The 16,978-nt window shown below is 41.7% G+C and carries 14 protein-coding genes; all 14 read left to right on the forward strand.

All coding sequences use genetic code 11. From position 1 onward, the window contains the following. Nucleotides 1-97: 97 nt before the first annotated feature. Nucleotides 98-1,084: a GGDEF domain-containing protein gene (locus tag B2R65_RS04265; RefSeq protein WP_055019619.1), complete on the forward strand. Its 987-nt coding sequence runs from the start codon at nt 98-100 to the stop codon at nt 1,082-1,084. A 95-nt stretch (nt 1,085-1,179) separates the two neighbouring features. Then, a complete protein-coding gene (ubiE, locus tag B2R65_RS04270; protein ID WP_004587478.1) occupies nt 1,180-1,935 on the forward strand; it encodes a bifunctional demethylmenaquinone methyltransferase/2-methoxy-6-polyprenyl-1,4-benzoquinol methylase UbiE in 756 nt (251 codons plus the stop codon). A gap of 11 nt (nt 1,936-1,946) precedes the next feature. Next, complete coding sequence (locus tag B2R65_RS04275; protein ID WP_138611249.1) at nt 1,947-2,630, forward strand: ubiquinone biosynthesis accessory factor UbiJ; 684 nt, start codon at nt 1,947-1,949, stop codon at nt 2,628-2,630. A 9-nt stretch (nt 2,631-2,639) separates the two neighbouring features. Continuing rightward, nucleotides 2,640-4,244, forward strand: a complete 1,605-nt coding sequence (ubiB, locus tag B2R65_RS04280; RefSeq protein ID WP_029772890.1) for a ubiquinone biosynthesis regulatory protein kinase UbiB — start codon at nt 2,640-2,642, stop codon at nt 4,242-4,244. 79 nt (nt 4,245-4,323) lie between these two features. Beyond that, a complete protein-coding gene (gene tatA / locus B2R65_RS04285; protein ID WP_004587475.1) occupies nt 4,324-4,578 on the forward strand; it encodes a Sec-independent protein translocase subunit TatA in 255 nt (84 codons plus the stop codon). 11 nt (nt 4,579-4,589) lie between these two features. Continuing rightward, on the forward strand, nt 4,590-4,913 hold the full coding sequence (gene tatB / locus B2R65_RS04290; protein WP_223230557.1) for a Sec-independent protein translocase protein TatB: 324 nt from the start codon (nt 4,590-4,592) through the stop codon (nt 4,911-4,913). A 48-nt stretch (nt 4,914-4,961) separates the two neighbouring features. Next, on the forward strand, nt 4,962-5,702 hold the full coding sequence (gene tatC / locus B2R65_RS04295; protein ID WP_029772892.1) for a twin-arginine translocase subunit TatC: 741 nt from the start codon (nt 4,962-4,964) through the stop codon (nt 5,700-5,702). 1 nt (nt 5,703) lies between these two features. Continuing rightward, nucleotides 5,704-6,234, forward strand: coding sequence for a hypothetical protein (locus B2R65_RS04300; RefSeq protein ID WP_286741307.1), 531 nt, complete (start codon nt 5,704-5,706; stop codon nt 6,232-6,234). Further along, nucleotides 6,234-7,019 carry a TatD family hydrolase gene (locus B2R65_RS04305; protein ID WP_024033962.1) on the forward strand — a complete coding sequence of 262 codons (786 nt, stop codon included), beginning with the start codon at nt 6,234-6,236 and terminating at the stop codon, nt 7,017-7,019. Before B2R65_RS04300 ends, B2R65_RS04305 begins: the two co-directional genes overlap by 1 nt. Continuing rightward, entirely contained in the window at nt 7,019-8,866 is a 1,848-nt protein-coding gene (locus B2R65_RS04310) for a sensor domain-containing diguanylate cyclase (protein WP_273609935.1), read from the forward strand. The genes B2R65_RS04305 and B2R65_RS04310 overlap by 1 nt, the downstream gene beginning before the upstream one ends. Before the next feature lie 12 nt (nt 8,867-8,878). Next, nucleotides 8,879-9,889 (forward strand): porphobilinogen synthase, encoded by a 1,011-nt coding sequence (gene hemB / locus B2R65_RS04315; RefSeq protein WP_029772896.1) that lies wholly within the window; start codon nt 8,879-8,881, stop codon nt 9,887-9,889. A 130-nt stretch (nt 9,890-10,019) separates the two neighbouring features. Then, the gene (locus tag B2R65_RS04320; protein WP_029772897.1) at nt 10,020-12,749 is read left to right on the forward strand and encodes an ExeM/NucH family extracellular endonuclease; all 2,730 of its coding nucleotides are present in this window, start codon (nt 10,020-10,022) and stop codon (nt 12,747-12,749) included. Between the two features lie 325 nt (nt 12,750-13,074). Then, entirely contained in the window at nt 13,075-14,694 is a 1,620-nt protein-coding gene (locus tag B2R65_RS04325; RefSeq protein ID WP_286741311.1) for an OpgD/OpgG family glucan biosynthesis protein, read from the forward strand. Beyond that, the gene (gene mdoH, locus B2R65_RS04330) at nt 14,666-16,627 is read left to right on the forward strand and encodes a glucans biosynthesis glucosyltransferase MdoH (protein ID WP_286741312.1); all 1,962 of its coding nucleotides are present in this window, start codon (nt 14,666-14,668) and stop codon (nt 16,625-16,627) included. Before B2R65_RS04325 ends, mdoH begins: the two co-directional genes overlap by 29 nt. The last annotated feature ends 351 nt before the right edge of the window (nt 16,628-16,978 follow it).

Consider the following 16,978-nt stretch of genomic DNA (forward strand, 5'->3'; position numbering starts at 1 on the left):
ATAAAGCTTGGATGCATTGCCGCCTCATTGAAGAGTTATTTTAATGTGTAATTTAATGCGTACTTAGTTGGTAGTTAAAATGATGTTCCATGATTCCATGGCTGTAGCTCAAGAAAAAATGACGAATGTATGCCTGTTTTTAGAACGTCATACGCTGCCTCCCTCTCCGTTAAATTACCACGTTGCCTATACCTATATTAGTAAAGTAAATCCTCAGCTAAATAACGCCATAGACGAGGCCATTACTAATAAAGCCCAAATTGATAGTATTTTGATTGAGCAGCTCTACTTTGAGTTTTTAAACGAAGGGCATACCACGCAAGTGGCAATGATTAATAACGTAAATGGGGTTATTGATTCACTGTCGCGCAATGCGCAATCAACCGAAAAACAAATTGTTAGCTTTGCCGGCCAAGTAAGTGAGTGCATGCACACGCTTGATGAGAATAATATAGAGCAAAGCCGTCAAGCACTCGATACGTTAAACACGCAATCAGCCACGTTACTTGAGCAACATAAGCACTTTAAACACGAGCTATATAAAGCTAAAAAGTTACACGAAAAAACCCAAAAACAGCTGGCGCAATTACGTAAGCAGCACATTATTGACTCACAAACGGGGCTGTATAAACGTCATTATTTAACACAGCAAACCCAACTATGGAGCAACCAAGACAAATCAATTTGCGCAATTGCTATTCAAATAGATAATTTAGATCATTTTGTAGATAATTACGGCGATATAATTGGCGAAGTTATTTTGAACAAAGTGGCTAAACAAGTAAAAAAATATGTCTTTCAAAGTGGTTTACCTGGGCGCACAGCAAAGGACCAATTTACCGTATTACTGCCAGATATAGACCCCGAAACCGCCAATGTTATTGCTGAAAAAGTGCGTAATGGCGTAGAAAAACTTCGTTTTGTTAGCTCAAAAAGCGGCACTAAGCTGCCTGGCATTAACTTATCTTTAGGCATAGCGCAGCAACTCAAAAATGATGACTTTAACCAGTTAGCTAAAAAAGCCTCGCAAGCGGCATTTAAAGCACGCTCACTGGGGCAAAGTAGCTTTACAGCTGGCCACTAGGTTTTACGCTAAATTACCTGATAAATCATATTCAAATTGCACCTGCAGTATACAATCAAGTACACTAGTCTTTATTGCCACGATAGAGACTAACCATGAACGAAACAGAGCAAAAGACCACGCATTTTGGCTATAAAACCGTAGCCGAAAACGATAAAGCCTCAATGGTTGCAGACGTATTTCACTCGGTTGCAGCAAAGTACGATGTAATGAACGATTTAATGTCTTTTGGTGTACATCGATTATGGAAACGTCAAACTATAGCCAGCTCAGGTGTGCGCAAAGGCCACCACGTCCTTGATTTAGCAGGCGGCACTGGCGACCTAACAGCAAAATTTAGCCAGCTAGTCGGTGACACCGGCCAAGTAGTTTTAGGCGACATTAACTCATCAATGTTAAAAGTGGGCCGTGAAAAGCTGCACAACTTGGGTTTAGTCGGCAATATCGACTACGTGCAAATGAATGCCGAAATGCTGCCATTTCCAGATAACAGCTTTGATGTGATCACGATTGCCTTTGGCCTACGTAATGTAACCGATAAAGACAAAGCTCTTCGCTCTATGTACCGTATATTAAAGCCAGGTGGACGTTTATTAGTACTAGAGTTTTCCAAACCTGAGCATGAAATTTTAAGTAAAGCGTACGATTTTTACTCGTTCAATCTATTACCAACTATGGGTAAAGTAGTGGCGAACGATAGCGAGTCATACCAATACTTAGCTGAGTCGATTCGTATGCACCCAGACCAAGAAACCTTAAAAGCAATGATGGAAGAAGCAGGCTTTGAACAAACAACGTATCAAAACCTAACCGGTGGTATTGTTGCACTGCACCGTGGTTTTAAATATTAAGGCAGGCAGTTATGGCGTTTGAGCAAAAAAGCGAGCATGTAATCGCAGCAAAACCCGATTCGCAGTTTTTTATGTTACCTAATTTTGTACTTTCGCTTATAGAGCGAGTGCTTAATAAGGTACTGCAACTCGACGCCACCTTAGTAGATAAGCTCAGTGCCGTTAAGCACAAACCATTAAAGGTCGAAATCCGCAATTGGCAGCAGCAAATAGTATTAACCTTTGATGGTAAACTATTACACCTTTACAGTGCCAGCGATGAAAATAGCGCAGAGTGTATGATCAGCGCAGATATAGATACTCTTATGGCGCTTAAAGACCCAGCCATGCTTACACAACTCATTCGTCAAGATAAGCTAGACCTGCAAGGCGACTTAAACGTCGCTCAGGCTTACAGCGCCGCATTTTCTGGGCTAGATATAGATTGGCCTGAGCAACTATCGCACTATATTGGCGATGCGCCCGCACAACAACTTTACATACAGCTAAACGCTTTACGCAGTAAAGAGCGTAAAGCACGTCAGCAAATTAGCACCACATTAACCAGCCTATGCCAAGATGAGCTCGCTGTAACTATTCACCCTTTAGAGCTTGAGCAATTTAAACAACAAAACAGAGTGTTAAAAGGGCAAGTGGCCGCTATTGAACAACGCATAAATGCATTAATCAACTCTTCTAACACCAACAGCCGCTAAGGATTTTTTGTGTCGACTGCTCGATTGTATTACATCACTAAAACATTACTTAGCTACGGACTAGATGAGTTAATACCAAAACAAAAAATACCTTGGTACGCTAAAATTGCGCGTGGTAGCTTGTTTTGGTTACGTAACCAGCACAAAAATAAGCCCGCGGGCTTGCGACTGCGCTTAGCCTTGCAAGAGCTTGGCCCTGTGTGGATTAAGTTTGGCCAAATGCTTTCTACCCGCCGAGACTTACTTCCTCACGACATTGCGCTAGAGCTTGCTTTTTTGCAAGACCAAGTCGAGCCCTTTGAAGGCGAACTTGCCCAAAAAATAATTGAAAAAGCGCTCGAAATTAGCGATATAAACCAGTTGTTTAGTGAGTTTTCGCAAACCCCATTGGCCTCAGCGTCCATTGCACAAGTGCATACTGCTAAGCTAGTTGATGCTCATAACAATACCCAAGATGTTGTTATAAAAGTGATTAGGCCAAACATAAAAACACAAATTAATGCCGACTTAGCACTTATGGAAAAGCTCGCTAAAGTACTTGCCAATGTACACAGCGAAGCAAAAAGGTTACGCCCTGTCGAAGTGGTCAAAGAGTATAAAAAAACCTTGTTAGATGAGCTCGATTTAATGCGCGAAGGCGCAAATGGCATACAACTTAAGCGTAACTTTGAAGGCTCTGATTCGTTATATATCCCGGCTGTTTATAGCGATTATAGCCGCAGTAACGTTTTGGTTATGGAGCGTATTTACGGAATCCCGGTCTCAGATACTGAGTCGTTAATTGCGCAAAATACCAATATGAAATTACTCGCTGAGCGCGGTGTAGAAGTGTTTTTTACCCAAGTATTTAGAGACAGTTTTTTTCATGCTGATATGCACCCTGGCAATATATTTGTCTCTCGCGAGCACCCTGAAAACCCCATGTATATTGGTATCGACTGTGGCATTGTTGGCACATTAAACAAAGAAGATAAACGCTATCTCGCAGAAAACTTTATCGCCTTTTTTAATCGTGACTACCGCCAAGTTGCTCAGCTACATGTTGACTCGGGCTGGGTTCCGCCCGATACCAGCATAGAAGAGTTTGAATTTGCAATTCGTACCGTGTGCGAACCTATATTTAATAAGCCGCTAGCTGAGATATCGTTTGGCCATGTACTCGTTAATTTATTTAACACCGCACGCCGCTTTAACATGCAAGTACAGCCGCAGTTAGTATTATTACAAAAAACGTTATTATACGTTGAGGGCTTAGGGCGTCAGCTTTATCCTCAGCTTGATTTGTGGAAAACCGCTAAGCCATTTTTAGAAGATTGGGTAAAACAACAAGTTGGACCGTTATCAGTAATGAAACAAATGTATGCTAACTTGCCATTTTGGGCTGAAAAAATGCCAGAACTACCTGATTTAATTTATCAAAATTTAAAACGTAGTCCGCAAATGCAGCATTCTCAGCCAAGTAAAGTGTCACACAAAGCGCTAGTACTTAGCCTATTTGGCAGTGCTACACTAATTGTATCGGCACTGTGTTATCTGCAGCACGACCTCATAGCGGCAGGCGTAACATTAGCAGCGTCTGCAATTAGCTTTATTGTGGCGTGGCGTAACACATAAACTAAGTGCTATTTATGCCACAGTGCGTATAATTAGTACTTAAAATAAACATTTAAGCATTTATCAGTTGGAGATAACCATGGGTTTAGGTGGCATTAGTATTTGGCAATTATTGATTGTTTTAGCGATTATCGTACTTCTTTTTGGTACTAAAAAACTACGCGGCATGGGTGGTGACTTAGGCGGTGCAGTAAAAGGGTTTAAAAAAGCCATGTCTGATGATCAAACTAAAGAGACTGAAAGCGAAAAAGCTGAGCAAATCCAAGAGTCTCAAAAAGCAGCGCCAACACAGACACAAAGCACTGAAAAAACCAAAGACGATACTAAGGTTTAAGCAATATGGGAATGTGGGAGCTCGTTGTTGTTTTTATTGTTGGCCTAGTGGTACTTGGCCCTGAGCGGTTACCGGTTGCCATTCGCACCGTAATGCGCTGGGTAAAAACCGTTAAGTCGATGGCCAACTCAGTTAAAGCAGAAGTGAGTGAAGAGCTACGCATACACGAGCTTCACGAAAACCTAAAAAAAGCAGAGCAACAAGAGCTTAAAGATTTAAGCCCTGAGCTACAACAATCGGTTGATCAACTGCAAAAAGCAGCGCAGTCGGTTACTCATAGCTATAAAAACACTTCAAGCATGTCATCTAACGAACAACTCGATGAAAAAAAGTGAAATTAATTCCCCTATTTGTGGTCAACTTATTACGTGGTATAAAAAATAATGTCTGAACAAGCTAAATCAGGGTTCGTCGCTCACTTAATTGAGCTGCGCGATCGGCTTATTAAATCACTTTTTAGTATTTTAGTGATATTTATTGGCCTAGTGTATTTTGCCAATGATATATATGAGTTTGTAGCCGCCCCTTTAGTCGCACATTTACCAAGCACTGCCACTATGATAGCTACCGATGTTACGGCACCGTTTTTTGCACCGTTTAAACTAACGCTATTTGTTGCTTTGTTTGGCGCTATTCCGTGGATATTGCATCAAATTTGGGGATTTATAGCACCTGGCTTATACCAACACGAAAAACGCATGCTAATGCCAATTTTGGCCTCGAGTATTTTGCTATTTTATGGCGGTATCGCTTTTTGCTACTTTATAGTGCTCCCTATTATATTAGGCTTTTTTACTAGTGTAGGGCCGCAAATGATGACCCTAGCACCGGATATTAGTAGCTATTTAGGATTTGTACTTAAGCTATTTTTTGCATTTGGTGTGGCGTTTGAAATACCCGTAGCCATAATGTTGCTATGTTGGAGTGGCGCTACAACCACGCAGAGTTTAAAGCAAAAACGCCCTTATATTGTGGTTGGTGTATTTGTTGTGGCGATGTTTTTAACACCGCCCGATGTGTTATCACAAACACTATTAGCAATTCCTATGCTGCTTTTATTTGAGCTAGGGTTAATTTTAGCGAAATTTTATAGCGCTAAAGAACAACAGGAATCTGAGGAATAAAATGAAAAAACAACTACTCTCACTACTGGTTTTACTAAGCGCACCGACGTTTGCAGCGCAAGAAATTAACGTGCAAGCTTTGCAAGCATGTAGCTTTATTGAAAACGACTTTAACCGTTTACTATGTTATGACAACACAGTGGCAGGTAAACCGCTTACTAAACCTAGTGAGAAAAAAACCCTTACCCCACCAAAAGCCGTAACCAATGTATCGCCAAACGTAAGTGCACCTGTTACAGCTGTTTCTAAAGCAGCGCCTGCTGCTAAAGCAGATGATTTTGGCCTTGAGCATAAAGAGATCACTAAAGATAAAGACGAAAATATCACAGCGTCAGTATCATCAGTTAGAAAAGCTCCTTATGGCGAGCTCATTATTACCCTTGATAACGATCAGCAATGGCGTCAAATTGGCTCTGACAGTCTTAAATTAAAAGAGTCAGACACAGTGGTTATTAGCCGCGGTGTATTTAATTCTTTTTTACTTCGTAAAGATGGTCAAAACCGCTCAATCCGTGTGAAGCGCACTCAGTAATGACCTACACGTTAGTTGATGCCGGCGTTAATTTAACCAATCACCAGTTTGAAGGTGAGCATCAGGCCATTATTGCCCGCGCAAATGCCGCGGGCGTGCAAGCTATGTTACTGATCGGCTGCGATGTGCCTAGTAGCGAACAATCGCTTGCATTAGCAAAACAATATAATCAGTTTTCTACTGCTGGCGTGCATCCACATGACGCTAAAGACGCCACCGATGAACTTGAAACCACTTTAACGCAGCTTGCTAGTAACGATTGCGTTGTGGCCATTGGTGAGTGTGGGCTTGATTATAATCGCGATTTTTCTCCTCGCGATATTCAGCGCAGCGTATTAAAACGCCAGTTAGCGTTAGCCGAAAAACTAAACCTACCTGTTTATTTACACGAACGTGACGCAAGCGAAGATATGCTAAATATTTTGGCTAACTATAACGTACGTGGTGTGCTGCATTGCTTTACAGGCAATGCCCAAGCACTTAAAGACTATTTAGAATTAGGCCTTTATATTGGCATTACTGGGTGGGTGTGTGACGAGCGCCGCGGTAAAGCATTGCAACAATTGGTGCCAAGTATCCCGCTTGAGCGGTTATTAATAGAAACCGATGCGCCTTTTTTAATTCCACGCACAATAACCCCTAAACCAAAATCACGTAAAAATGAGCCCGCCTATCTTAGTTATGTGTGTGAAACACTCGCTAAGCTTTATAACGTTGAACCAAGTACTATTGCCACCCATAGTACGGCTAACTTTTATAGCTTATTTGATATAGCAGGTCGCTAATGACAAGCCCAAAGGCGCTATTTAGCCTATTTATGCTCCTTTGTTCATTTTGCAGTGTTGCAAACCCCGTAATTTCTGAAAATTTTAAATCAATAAAAATAGACACCCTGAGCTATTCGTTTACGCCCACCACAGCAAACAATGCCTACCATGAGGTTAACGACTGGCAAACAGTAAGTGATAAGCCATTAAATTTAGGGTTTGAACAACGCCCTGTATGGGTCAAGTTTACAGTTAAAAACACCTTAAATAACAATATAAGCCCTATTTTATCGCTCGATAACCCGCTGTTAAATGAAGCGCAAATTTTTCATTTTTATAATTCAGCACTGCTCTCACACACGCAAACTGGCGATAACTTTAAGCTCTCATCACGGCTAATAAAAAGTGAATCTTTATTAGCAACCTTGAGGCTGCCAGCAAATAGTATTAGCACTGTAATAATGAAGGTTAACAACAGTGCAGGGCTGCGCATCCCGCTGACTTTATGGCAACCAGATGCCTACCTAGCGCATAAAGGTAAGCTTAATTTAATTTATGGCTTACTCATTGGTTTTTTATTTTCATTGGCCATAAGTTGCTTGGTTTTGTATGGGTTTTCGCGCAAGTTGTATTTTGCTTATGCAGGCATTATTACGCTGACCTTAGGTGTGCTACTGGCTTATTTATGCGGTTTTGGCGCTCGTTATTTTCATCCAAATTCGCCTTCATTACAGCAAGTAATGATACCTGTTTTACTAATGCTCACTACGCTTGCTTTTGTGCCGCTACAAAAACAACTGTGCCAACCTAAAGCCTCTAAACTACTAAAATGGCAAACCATTGTTGCTAATATTTACGCAATTAGCCTGCTGTTTATGTGGGCTTTACCTAGCACAGTGTTTACCCCATTTAGCTTACTGGCGAGCCCGATTGTTATTGTTTATTGCTTGGTAAGCGCCTACATCTGCCAGCAAAACGCGCCTTCAAAACCAATTCAAGCACTGCTAATTGCACTCATGCTATTTTTACTTGTTATGGTGTACCTTATTATTGCTGTATTTGGCTTATATCCTTTAGGTAGAAGTAGCTTAGCTTTTGTTTTTATATGCTTTTTTGGTAGTACATTTTGCCTATGTTATGGCGTTATGAAGCGCTTTATTTTAGAGCGTGATGAACAAGTTATTGCTCAACAAACCTTGATTGCTGAAAATGCAGCCCAAGATACACTATTAAATGAGCGACTCGCGCTGCAAGCCCAAACACAAAAAGAATTAGAGTCGTTAGTTGATGAGCGCACCTTTGAGTTACAAGTCACTTTGCGTGAACTAGAAGATAAAAACCGCGAGCTTGAGCTACTTAATATGGAAGACGCGCTGAGTGGCGTTAAAAATCGTCGCTTTTTTGATAAAAAATTAGTGATGGAACTGCGTCGCTCTCGGCGTGAACAAACGCCTTTGAGTATGATTATGCTCGATATAGACCGGTTTAAACGCGTAAATGATAACTACGGGCACTTAACCGGCGACCAAGTAATACGCGCTGTAGCCGACATTATAAAACAGCATTTAAAACGCCCGTTGGATGAAGTGGCTCGCTACGGCGGCGAAGAGTTTGTTGTTTTGCTACCTAACACTCCAAAAGAGGGGGCTGTTGATATTGCTGAAAAAATTCGCCAAGCCGTAGAGAGTAATACCGTAAACGTAGCCGGAACATCCGTAAAAGTAACCATTAGTGCTGGCGTAAACAGCGCTGTAGTAAACGATATTAGTAACCCTGAGCTATTTACAGACGACGCAGATAAAGCGCTCTATTTCGCTAAACAACATGGCCGAAATCAAGTAATTAGTTTTCCAATTCCACAGTAGGAGCTTAGTAACATGGCCCAATCAGGACTCGACCTTTTCCCATATACCCGCATGCGTAGAATGCGCCGCAGTGATTTTTCTCGCCGTTTAATGGCCGAAAACCAACTATCGGTAAACGATTTAATTTTTCCGGTATTTGTACTTGAAGGTAAAAACCGCCGCGAAGCAATTGAATCAATGCCAGGAATTGAACGTTTATCAATTGATTTATTGCTTGAAGAAGCTAAAGAGCTTGTAGATTTAGGTGTACCTGCCGTCGCTATTTTTCCGGTGACCCCTGCTGACAAAAAGTCTTTGATGGCCGAAGAAGCCTACAGTGAAGATGGCTTAGCACAACGCACTGTTCGTGCTTTAAAAGAAGCTTTCCCTGAGCTTGGGGTTATTACCGATGTAGCCCTTGACCCATTCACTACTCATGGCCAAGACGGCATTATTGATGATGAAGGTTATGTAATTAATGACATAACCACTGAAATTCTTGTTAAGCAGGCGCTTTCGCACGCCGAGGCAGGCGCAGATGTGGTTGCACCCTCTGACATGATGGATGGCCGTATTGGTGCTATTCGCGAAGCACTTGAAGCAGATGGACATATTCACACACGCATAATGGCTTACTCAGCTAAATATGCCTCTAGCTATTACGGGCCGTTTAGAGACGCTGTTGGCTCTGCAGGTAACTTGAAAGGGGCCGACAAAAAAACGTATCAAATGGATCCTGCCAACTCTGATGAGGCAATTCGTGAAGTAGCACTTGATTTACAAGAAGGCGCCGACATGGTGATGGTGAAACCCGGTATGCCGTACCTTGATATTGTTCGTCGTGTTAAAGATGAATTTGGTGTACCTACTTTCGCATATCAGGTCAGTGGCGAATATGCAATGCACAAAGCGGCAATCGATAACGGCTGGTTGAGTGAAGAGGCCACAATTATGGAATCTTTACTGGCGTTTAAACGCGCCGGAGCGGATGGTATTTTAACGTATTTTGCCAAGCAGGCCGCGCAATGGCTGCAAAATAAGTAAACATGTTATCAAAGGCGGTACGCCGCCTTAATTTTTTTACAATCATTAACATTTTTGTATTCTTTTTGTCATTTAGATTGCCTAAACTGGTGTCCCATTTTGGGATTTAAATACACGGGAATAATAAAAAATGTTAAAAACGAAAATAACGCCACTGGCGCTTGTATTAGCAAGCCTCAGTGCACCAGCCTCCGCCGATCTAATCATTTCTGAATACATCGAAGGCAGCAGCAACAATAAAGCGATTGAGCTTTATAACAATGCTGATACCGAGCTTTCTCTTGAAGGTTATACTTTAGGACTTTATTCAAATGGTAGTAGTTCGGTAGGTAACTCAATTGATTTATCAGGCACATTGGCTGCCAATACCACCTATATAATTTCAAACTCCGGTGCAGACGCTGCCATTCTTGATATTGCAGACATAACCAGCACAGTAACTTACTACAATGGTGACGATGCCCTTGTTTTAACTAAAGATGGTGTGGTAGTTGATAGCTTTGGCCAAGTGGGTGTTGATCCTGGCTCTTTTTGGTCTGATGATACCGTACAAACTCAAAATAAAACCTTACGAAGAAAAAATAGCATCACAACGGGTCGAACTGACTCAACTGCAACTTTTAATCCTAGCGATGAATGGGAACAGTTTGATGAGGATACCTTTGACGGCTTAGGCTCGCATGCTGGCGATGGTGGTACGGCTCCTGCGCCAGACCCTGAGCCAGAACCATTAGAACCGCTTGTATGTGGCGCAGATAAAACGCTAATTAGCGCTGTGCAAGGTTCTGGTGAAGCAAGCCCGTTAGTAGATACCCTTGTTGAAATTGAAGGTATTGTCACTGCCGATTTTCAAGGTGAAGATGGCTTAGATGGTTTCTTTGTGAGCTCGCTTGCTGCAGATGTAGATAACGATCCAATGACCTCTGAAGGTTTGTTTGTTTACTTTACTGATACCGATGTAAATGTAGGTGACCACGTGCGCGTACAGGGCACAGTTGATGAATACTATGATTCAACACAACTAGCAGATGTAACACAAATTGCTGTATGTGGTACTGACGAAGTGGCCTCTGCAACCTCAATAAGTTTACCTTTAGAGAGCCAAGCTGACCTAGAAGCTTATGAAGGTATGCTAGTGAGCCTAGATCAAACACTTGTAGTTACTAACAACTTCGGCTTAGGTCGCTATGGTGAAGTAGAACTAGCCACTGAGCGTTTATACCAAGGCACTCAAGTTGCATTGCCAGGTGATGCAGCCAATGCTGTTGAAGCGGCTAACTTGACTAAAAAAATCTTATTAGATGATGGCTCTACAGCTCAAAACTCAGATCCATCGGCTTACCCAGCGCCAGGCCTATCGGCAGAAAATACTCTACGTACCGGCGATACTGTAAATGCGGTAACAGGGGTAGTTACATACAGCTTTAGCACGTATCGCATTCACCCAACAGTTACACCACAGTTTATAGCGACTAATGCACGTGAAGATGCGCCTGAGCAAAGTGAAGAAGCCGATTTACGAATCGCCAGCTTTAACGTACTTAACTACTTTAACGGTGATGGCCAAGGCGGTGGTTTCCCTACTAGCCGTGGTGCAGACTCAGAAGAAGAGTTTGTACGTCAAGAAGCAAAACTTGTAAGTGCTATTAGTGCAATGCAAGCTGATGTTGTTGGCTTAATGGAAATTGAAAATGATGGCTTTGGTGAGTTCAGTGCTATAGCAAGTTTAGTAAATGCATTAAACGATGCTGACAGCGCTAACAACTACGCGTTTGTGGATTTTAACGTAGCCCAAATTGGTACCGACGAAATCACCACAGCCCTTATTTACCGCGCAGATAAAGTAGAAGAAGTAGGCACAGCCGCTATTACTACTGATTACCCGTTTGATTACAGCAACCGTGCACCTATTGCGCAAAGCTTTAAGTCACTTTCAACAGATGAAGTATTTACTGTTTCTGTAGCCCACCTTAAATCTAAAGGGAGCTGTGGTGATGATAACAACGACGACCTAGGTGATGGCCAAGGCTGTTGGAATGAAATTCGTACCGAAGCTGCTGATGCGTTTACTGATTGGTTAGACAACAAACCTACTGGCGTAGATGACGAAGATATCATTCTTGTTGGTGATATGAACGCTTATGCAATGGAAGATCCAATCCGTAAGTTTGATGAAAAAGGCTATAAAAACGTAGTCGCAGAGCTTGATGGCGATACATTAAGCTACTCTTATAGCTTCTCTGGCCGTGCAGGTAGACTTGACCATGCTTTAGCAACCGAGTCTTTACTAAGCAAAGTTGTTGCAGCAAATGATTGGCATATCAATACTGATGAGCCTATCGTGCTTGATTACAACCTAGAGTTTAAGAGCGAAGGTCATCAATCTACGCTTTACGCAGAAGGACCATACCGTGCATCTGATCACGACCCTGTGATTGTTGATATAAAATCTGAAGTAGTACTTACCCCTGAAGAGCAAACACCGGTAATTGCACCTGATCAAATATTCACAGTAGATGAAAACAGCGCTGTAGGCACTGTGATTGGCACACTTGATTTTAGTGACCCTAACGCTGATGTATCACCTGTGGTTAAATTTATCGTATCAGGTAACGATTCTGTATCAATTAACGAGCAAGGTCAGTTAATTGTTGCAAGCGAAGTAGACTACGAGTTTGAAAATCGTATTACCCTTACAGTACAAGCAGAGGATAGTGTAGGTAACGTATCTGAAGCACAAACGGTTGTAGTAAGAGTAAACAACCTACGTGGTGATGACGATAACGACTCAGGCTCATTGCTTTGGTTATCTCTTTTATTAGCGCCACTTTCATTAGTGCGCAGATTTAAGAAAAAATAACGAGTGATTTGTTTTAAAGCCGCATTTTTGCGGCTTTTTTTATGCTTATAAAAATGTAATTCAGACAAGCTTCAGTAAACAACCCTTAATATCTTCCATACCGTTTATTAACTATTAATAGAATTAGCCGCGCAACAAATACATTAAATGAGTATTTTTTACACATAAGCCGTAGTTAAAACCCTTTTTAATAAATTTAACTGTTGAAATGTAAACACTTTATTTACGGATTAAAAGTTGCACTATAAGTTCGTCACCCTTGTGTAGTAGTTAAGTAACAAACCCTAAGCGTAAAAATAAGTCGTGTTTTTATAAAGGAATGGAAATGAAACAATTAACCCAAACACCTCCTACTTGGCAGAAAAAAGCAACGCCATTATTGGGTCTACTTTTTATTTTTTCTGGCTGGGGCTATAGCACGCAGGCAATAGCAGCAAGTGTTGATGCAGCAATTCCGCAAGAAAGCCTATTTGAAGTAATAAGCGCCCGCGCTAAAAAACTAGCCGAACAAGAATATGCACCTCCAAAAAATATAGAGCTAGAAGCATTAAATAACATTGATTACCAAGATTACCGCTCAATTCGATTTAAGCAGGACAAATCAGTGTGGAAAGATGAAGGCCTGTATGAGCTACAACTCTTTCACCCTGGTTTTTTATATAAAACACCGGTAACAATTAATACCGTAGAAGGCGACTCAAAACGTAACCGCCTACCTTTTAGTACTGATTTTTATCAATACGATGGCACAGCCGCCCCTTTAAAAGACGAAATAGCAAAAAGCGTAGCCGGCACACAACTAGGCCATGCAGGCTTTCGCTTACATTACCCAATTAACACAAACGAATACAAAGATGAGGTAATGGTGTTTCAAGGGGCCTCTTATTTTAGAGTTGTTGGTCCTAATCAAGTATATGGTTTATCAGCACGCGGATTAGCAATCGATACCGCGGAAACATCGGGTGAAGAGTTCCCTATGTTTAAAGAGTTTTGGCTTGTTAAGCCCCAGGCTGAGCAAACTAACATCACTATTTTTGCATTGCTTGATAGCCCTTCGGTATCAGGCGCTTACAAATTTGATATTGACCCAACAACCAGCATGTTAGTTGAAGTTGATATGCAAATTTTTGCCCGTAAAGATATTAAAAAGCTAGGCGTAGCCCCTTTAACAAGTATGTTTTACCACGGTGAAAACAGCACTAAGTTTTTTGATGACTACCGCCCAGAAGTGCATGACTCAGACGGCTTGTTAACACAGTCAGCCGATAACAAATGGGTATGGCGCCCGCTTAACAACCCAACACAGTTAAGCGTTACTTCGTTTTCGTACACCAACCCTAAGGGGTTTGGTTTAGCACAGCGTGACCGTGACTTTAACAATTACCTAGACACTGAAGCGCACTACCACGACCGTCCAAGTCTGTGGATAGAGCCAAAAGGTGAATGGGGAAATGGCCGGGTTGAGCTAGTAGAAATACCAACAGACACAGAAACAAACGACAATATAGTGAGTTACTGGGTGCCTGAAAAGCCAATGAAAGCTGGTGATTCATTAAAGCTAAGCTACAAAATGAGCACCTTTAACGCCCATTTAACTCAACACCAAAAGGCGCGTGTAACACGCACACGTATTGGTAGCGCAGCACTGCCAGGTGAAGATAATCCACCACCGCAAAGCCATCGCCAGTTTACCGTTGACTTTGCAGGCCCCGATTTAAACAACCTGTCTGAAAAGCTAACACTTGAAGCCGACATTCAGCTTACAACAGGTGAAGTAAGGGATGTAACAGTGCAAAAACTTCCTAAATCTCTTGGTTGGCGAGTAGCGTTTAAAATTGCACCACAGGACGATCAACCCGTAGATATGCGTTTATCGTTAAAACTTCGTGATAAAGAAATTAGTGAGGTATGGAGCTATGTTTGGTACCCAAATGACATCAAGTAATAAAGTAAAGGGCACACCCATGCCATTCAAAACACTGCGCGTATGGTTATTTGCTATTGCTGCACTCACTGTTTCAGGGTACGGCATCTCCATTATGTTTGAAATTTTAAGCTCAAACGGAATGACCTTGCTTGAATACGCGCTATTGGTTTTATTTTCAATAACCTTTGCATGGATTGTTACGGCATTTTGTAGCGGCACGATAGGATTTGTACTGCAATTATTTCGTATTGACCCGCTCACCCTAAGACGCATTAAGCCTATTGAGTTTGACAATACCGCGCTTGCACAGCAAAAAACCGCGGTAGTTATGCCTATCTATAACGAAGACACGCACCGTGTTATTGCCGGCTTTGAAGTGAGCTTACAATCGCTAAAAGAGACTGGGCAACTTGCCAATTTTGACTTTTATTTACTTAGCGACACGCAAGATCCTGAAATAGCACAAAACGAGCTAAGCGCATGGCATGCTTTATGTGAGCGTTTAGGCGATACTGCAAAACAGGTTTTCTATCGTCGCCGCGAAGATAATAAACACCGTAAAGTAGGTAACTTAACCGACTTTTGCGAGCGCTGGGGCAGCCAATACGATCACATGATTGTACTTGATGCCGACAGCGTAATGACGGGCAAATGTATGCTAGAGCTGACCACAAGCATGATCAACAACCCGCAAGCTGGCTTAATTCAAACTATCCCTATTCCAGTTCGTCAAGACACCTACTTTGGTCGTTTTTTACAATTTGCCTCTGTGCTTTACAGCCCAATGCTGGCAACGGGGTCTGCTTTTTGGCAAACCGACAAAGCTAATTATTGGGGCCACAATGCCATTATTCGTGTTGAAGCATTTATTAACTATTGTGGTTTACCTACGCTTGAAGGCAATGCCCCCTTTGGTGGCGAAATTTTAAGTCATGACTTTGTAGAAGCTTCACTACTGCACAGTGCAGGCTGGGATGTTCTATTACTTAGCGATATTGAAGGTAGCTACGAAGAAGTACCAAGTAACATTTTAGATTATGCCATACGCGACAGACGTTGGGTGCAAGGTAACATTCAGCATCTTGGTTTATTAGGCTCGTCTAAATTAAAGTTAATGAGTAAGTTTCACTTTTTATTAGGCGCAACCGCTTATATTTCATCGCTTATTTGGTTATCTATGCTGGCACTAAGCACCATAGATGCGGTAACACGTGCATTAAATAGCGATGTGTACTTTAATCGGGTTTATCAGTTATTCCCAACGTGGCAAATAGCTAAAACAGACCTAATTGATTCACTACTTTATTTAACCATTATTATATTATTGGTGCCTAAATTAATGGGTGTAATTGTTACGCTAGTGCACAGAAATAAGCGCTTTGGCGGCTCGTTTAAATTAATATTAGGCTCAATAATAGAGACTGTATTTGCCATTATTGTGGCACCACTTATGATGGTGTTTCATGCTTACTTTGTAGTGTGTGTATTTTTGGGTAAAAAAGTTAAGTGGGATGCACAACCGCGCGAAGGCCGCATGGTACCGTGGAAAGAAGCGTTTAATTACACACTATTTTCTACCTTGGTTGCCATAGTATGGGGCGCTACAGCCTATTACTTTACGCCAGTGTTCTTTTGGTGGTTATCGCCTATATTACTCGGTCTATTACTTGGAGCGCCAATAATACGCTACACCAGTAGCATTAAGTTAGGTGTGCAACTGCGTAAAATGGGAATATTTATTTGCCCTAGCGAAGTTGATAACGACCCTATGCTAAACAACCTTAAAGTGCATTTAAAAGAGATTTCGGTACCAGAGCCTGGGCAATACCCTAAAACGGTGCCAGCCCTGCCACAAGAGCATTTAGTGGTTATGCCAATACAAAGCTTTAATAAGCCTCGCTTGCCAAAGATGAAAGCGCTAAGAGCTAAAGCAATTAAGAAGTTTAATTAGCGCAATGGGCACGCACTAAATACAAAAAGGAGCATAATTGCTCCTTTTTTTATACCTAAAATAAGCCGCTATACAACTTCCCTTTCATAACTGCGCCTCACTAACCCATGTGTAACTTACTGTATTAAGTGAGCGCTCTTACGCACTCTGTGCGAAGCTAAGCAGCCATTGCTCCTACGGTCACTTCAGCTTTAAATACCATATATTGCGCACCGCTTTAAGCAGCCTTTTATTTAGGCTTCTAATGTTGGTATTACTGTTTTTGAGAGACGCTAACTCAAAGAGTAATTAAATCGTAGGCAATAAAAAACCCGCAACATGTGCGGGTTTTTTTAAAGAGTTACAGAGCTA

This window comes from Pseudoalteromonas sp. UBA2102 (assembly GCF_002331165.1).
In the GTDB taxonomy this organism is placed as follows: domain Bacteria; phylum Pseudomonadota; class Gammaproteobacteria; order Enterobacterales; family Alteromonadaceae; genus Pseudoalteromonas; species Pseudoalteromonas atlantica.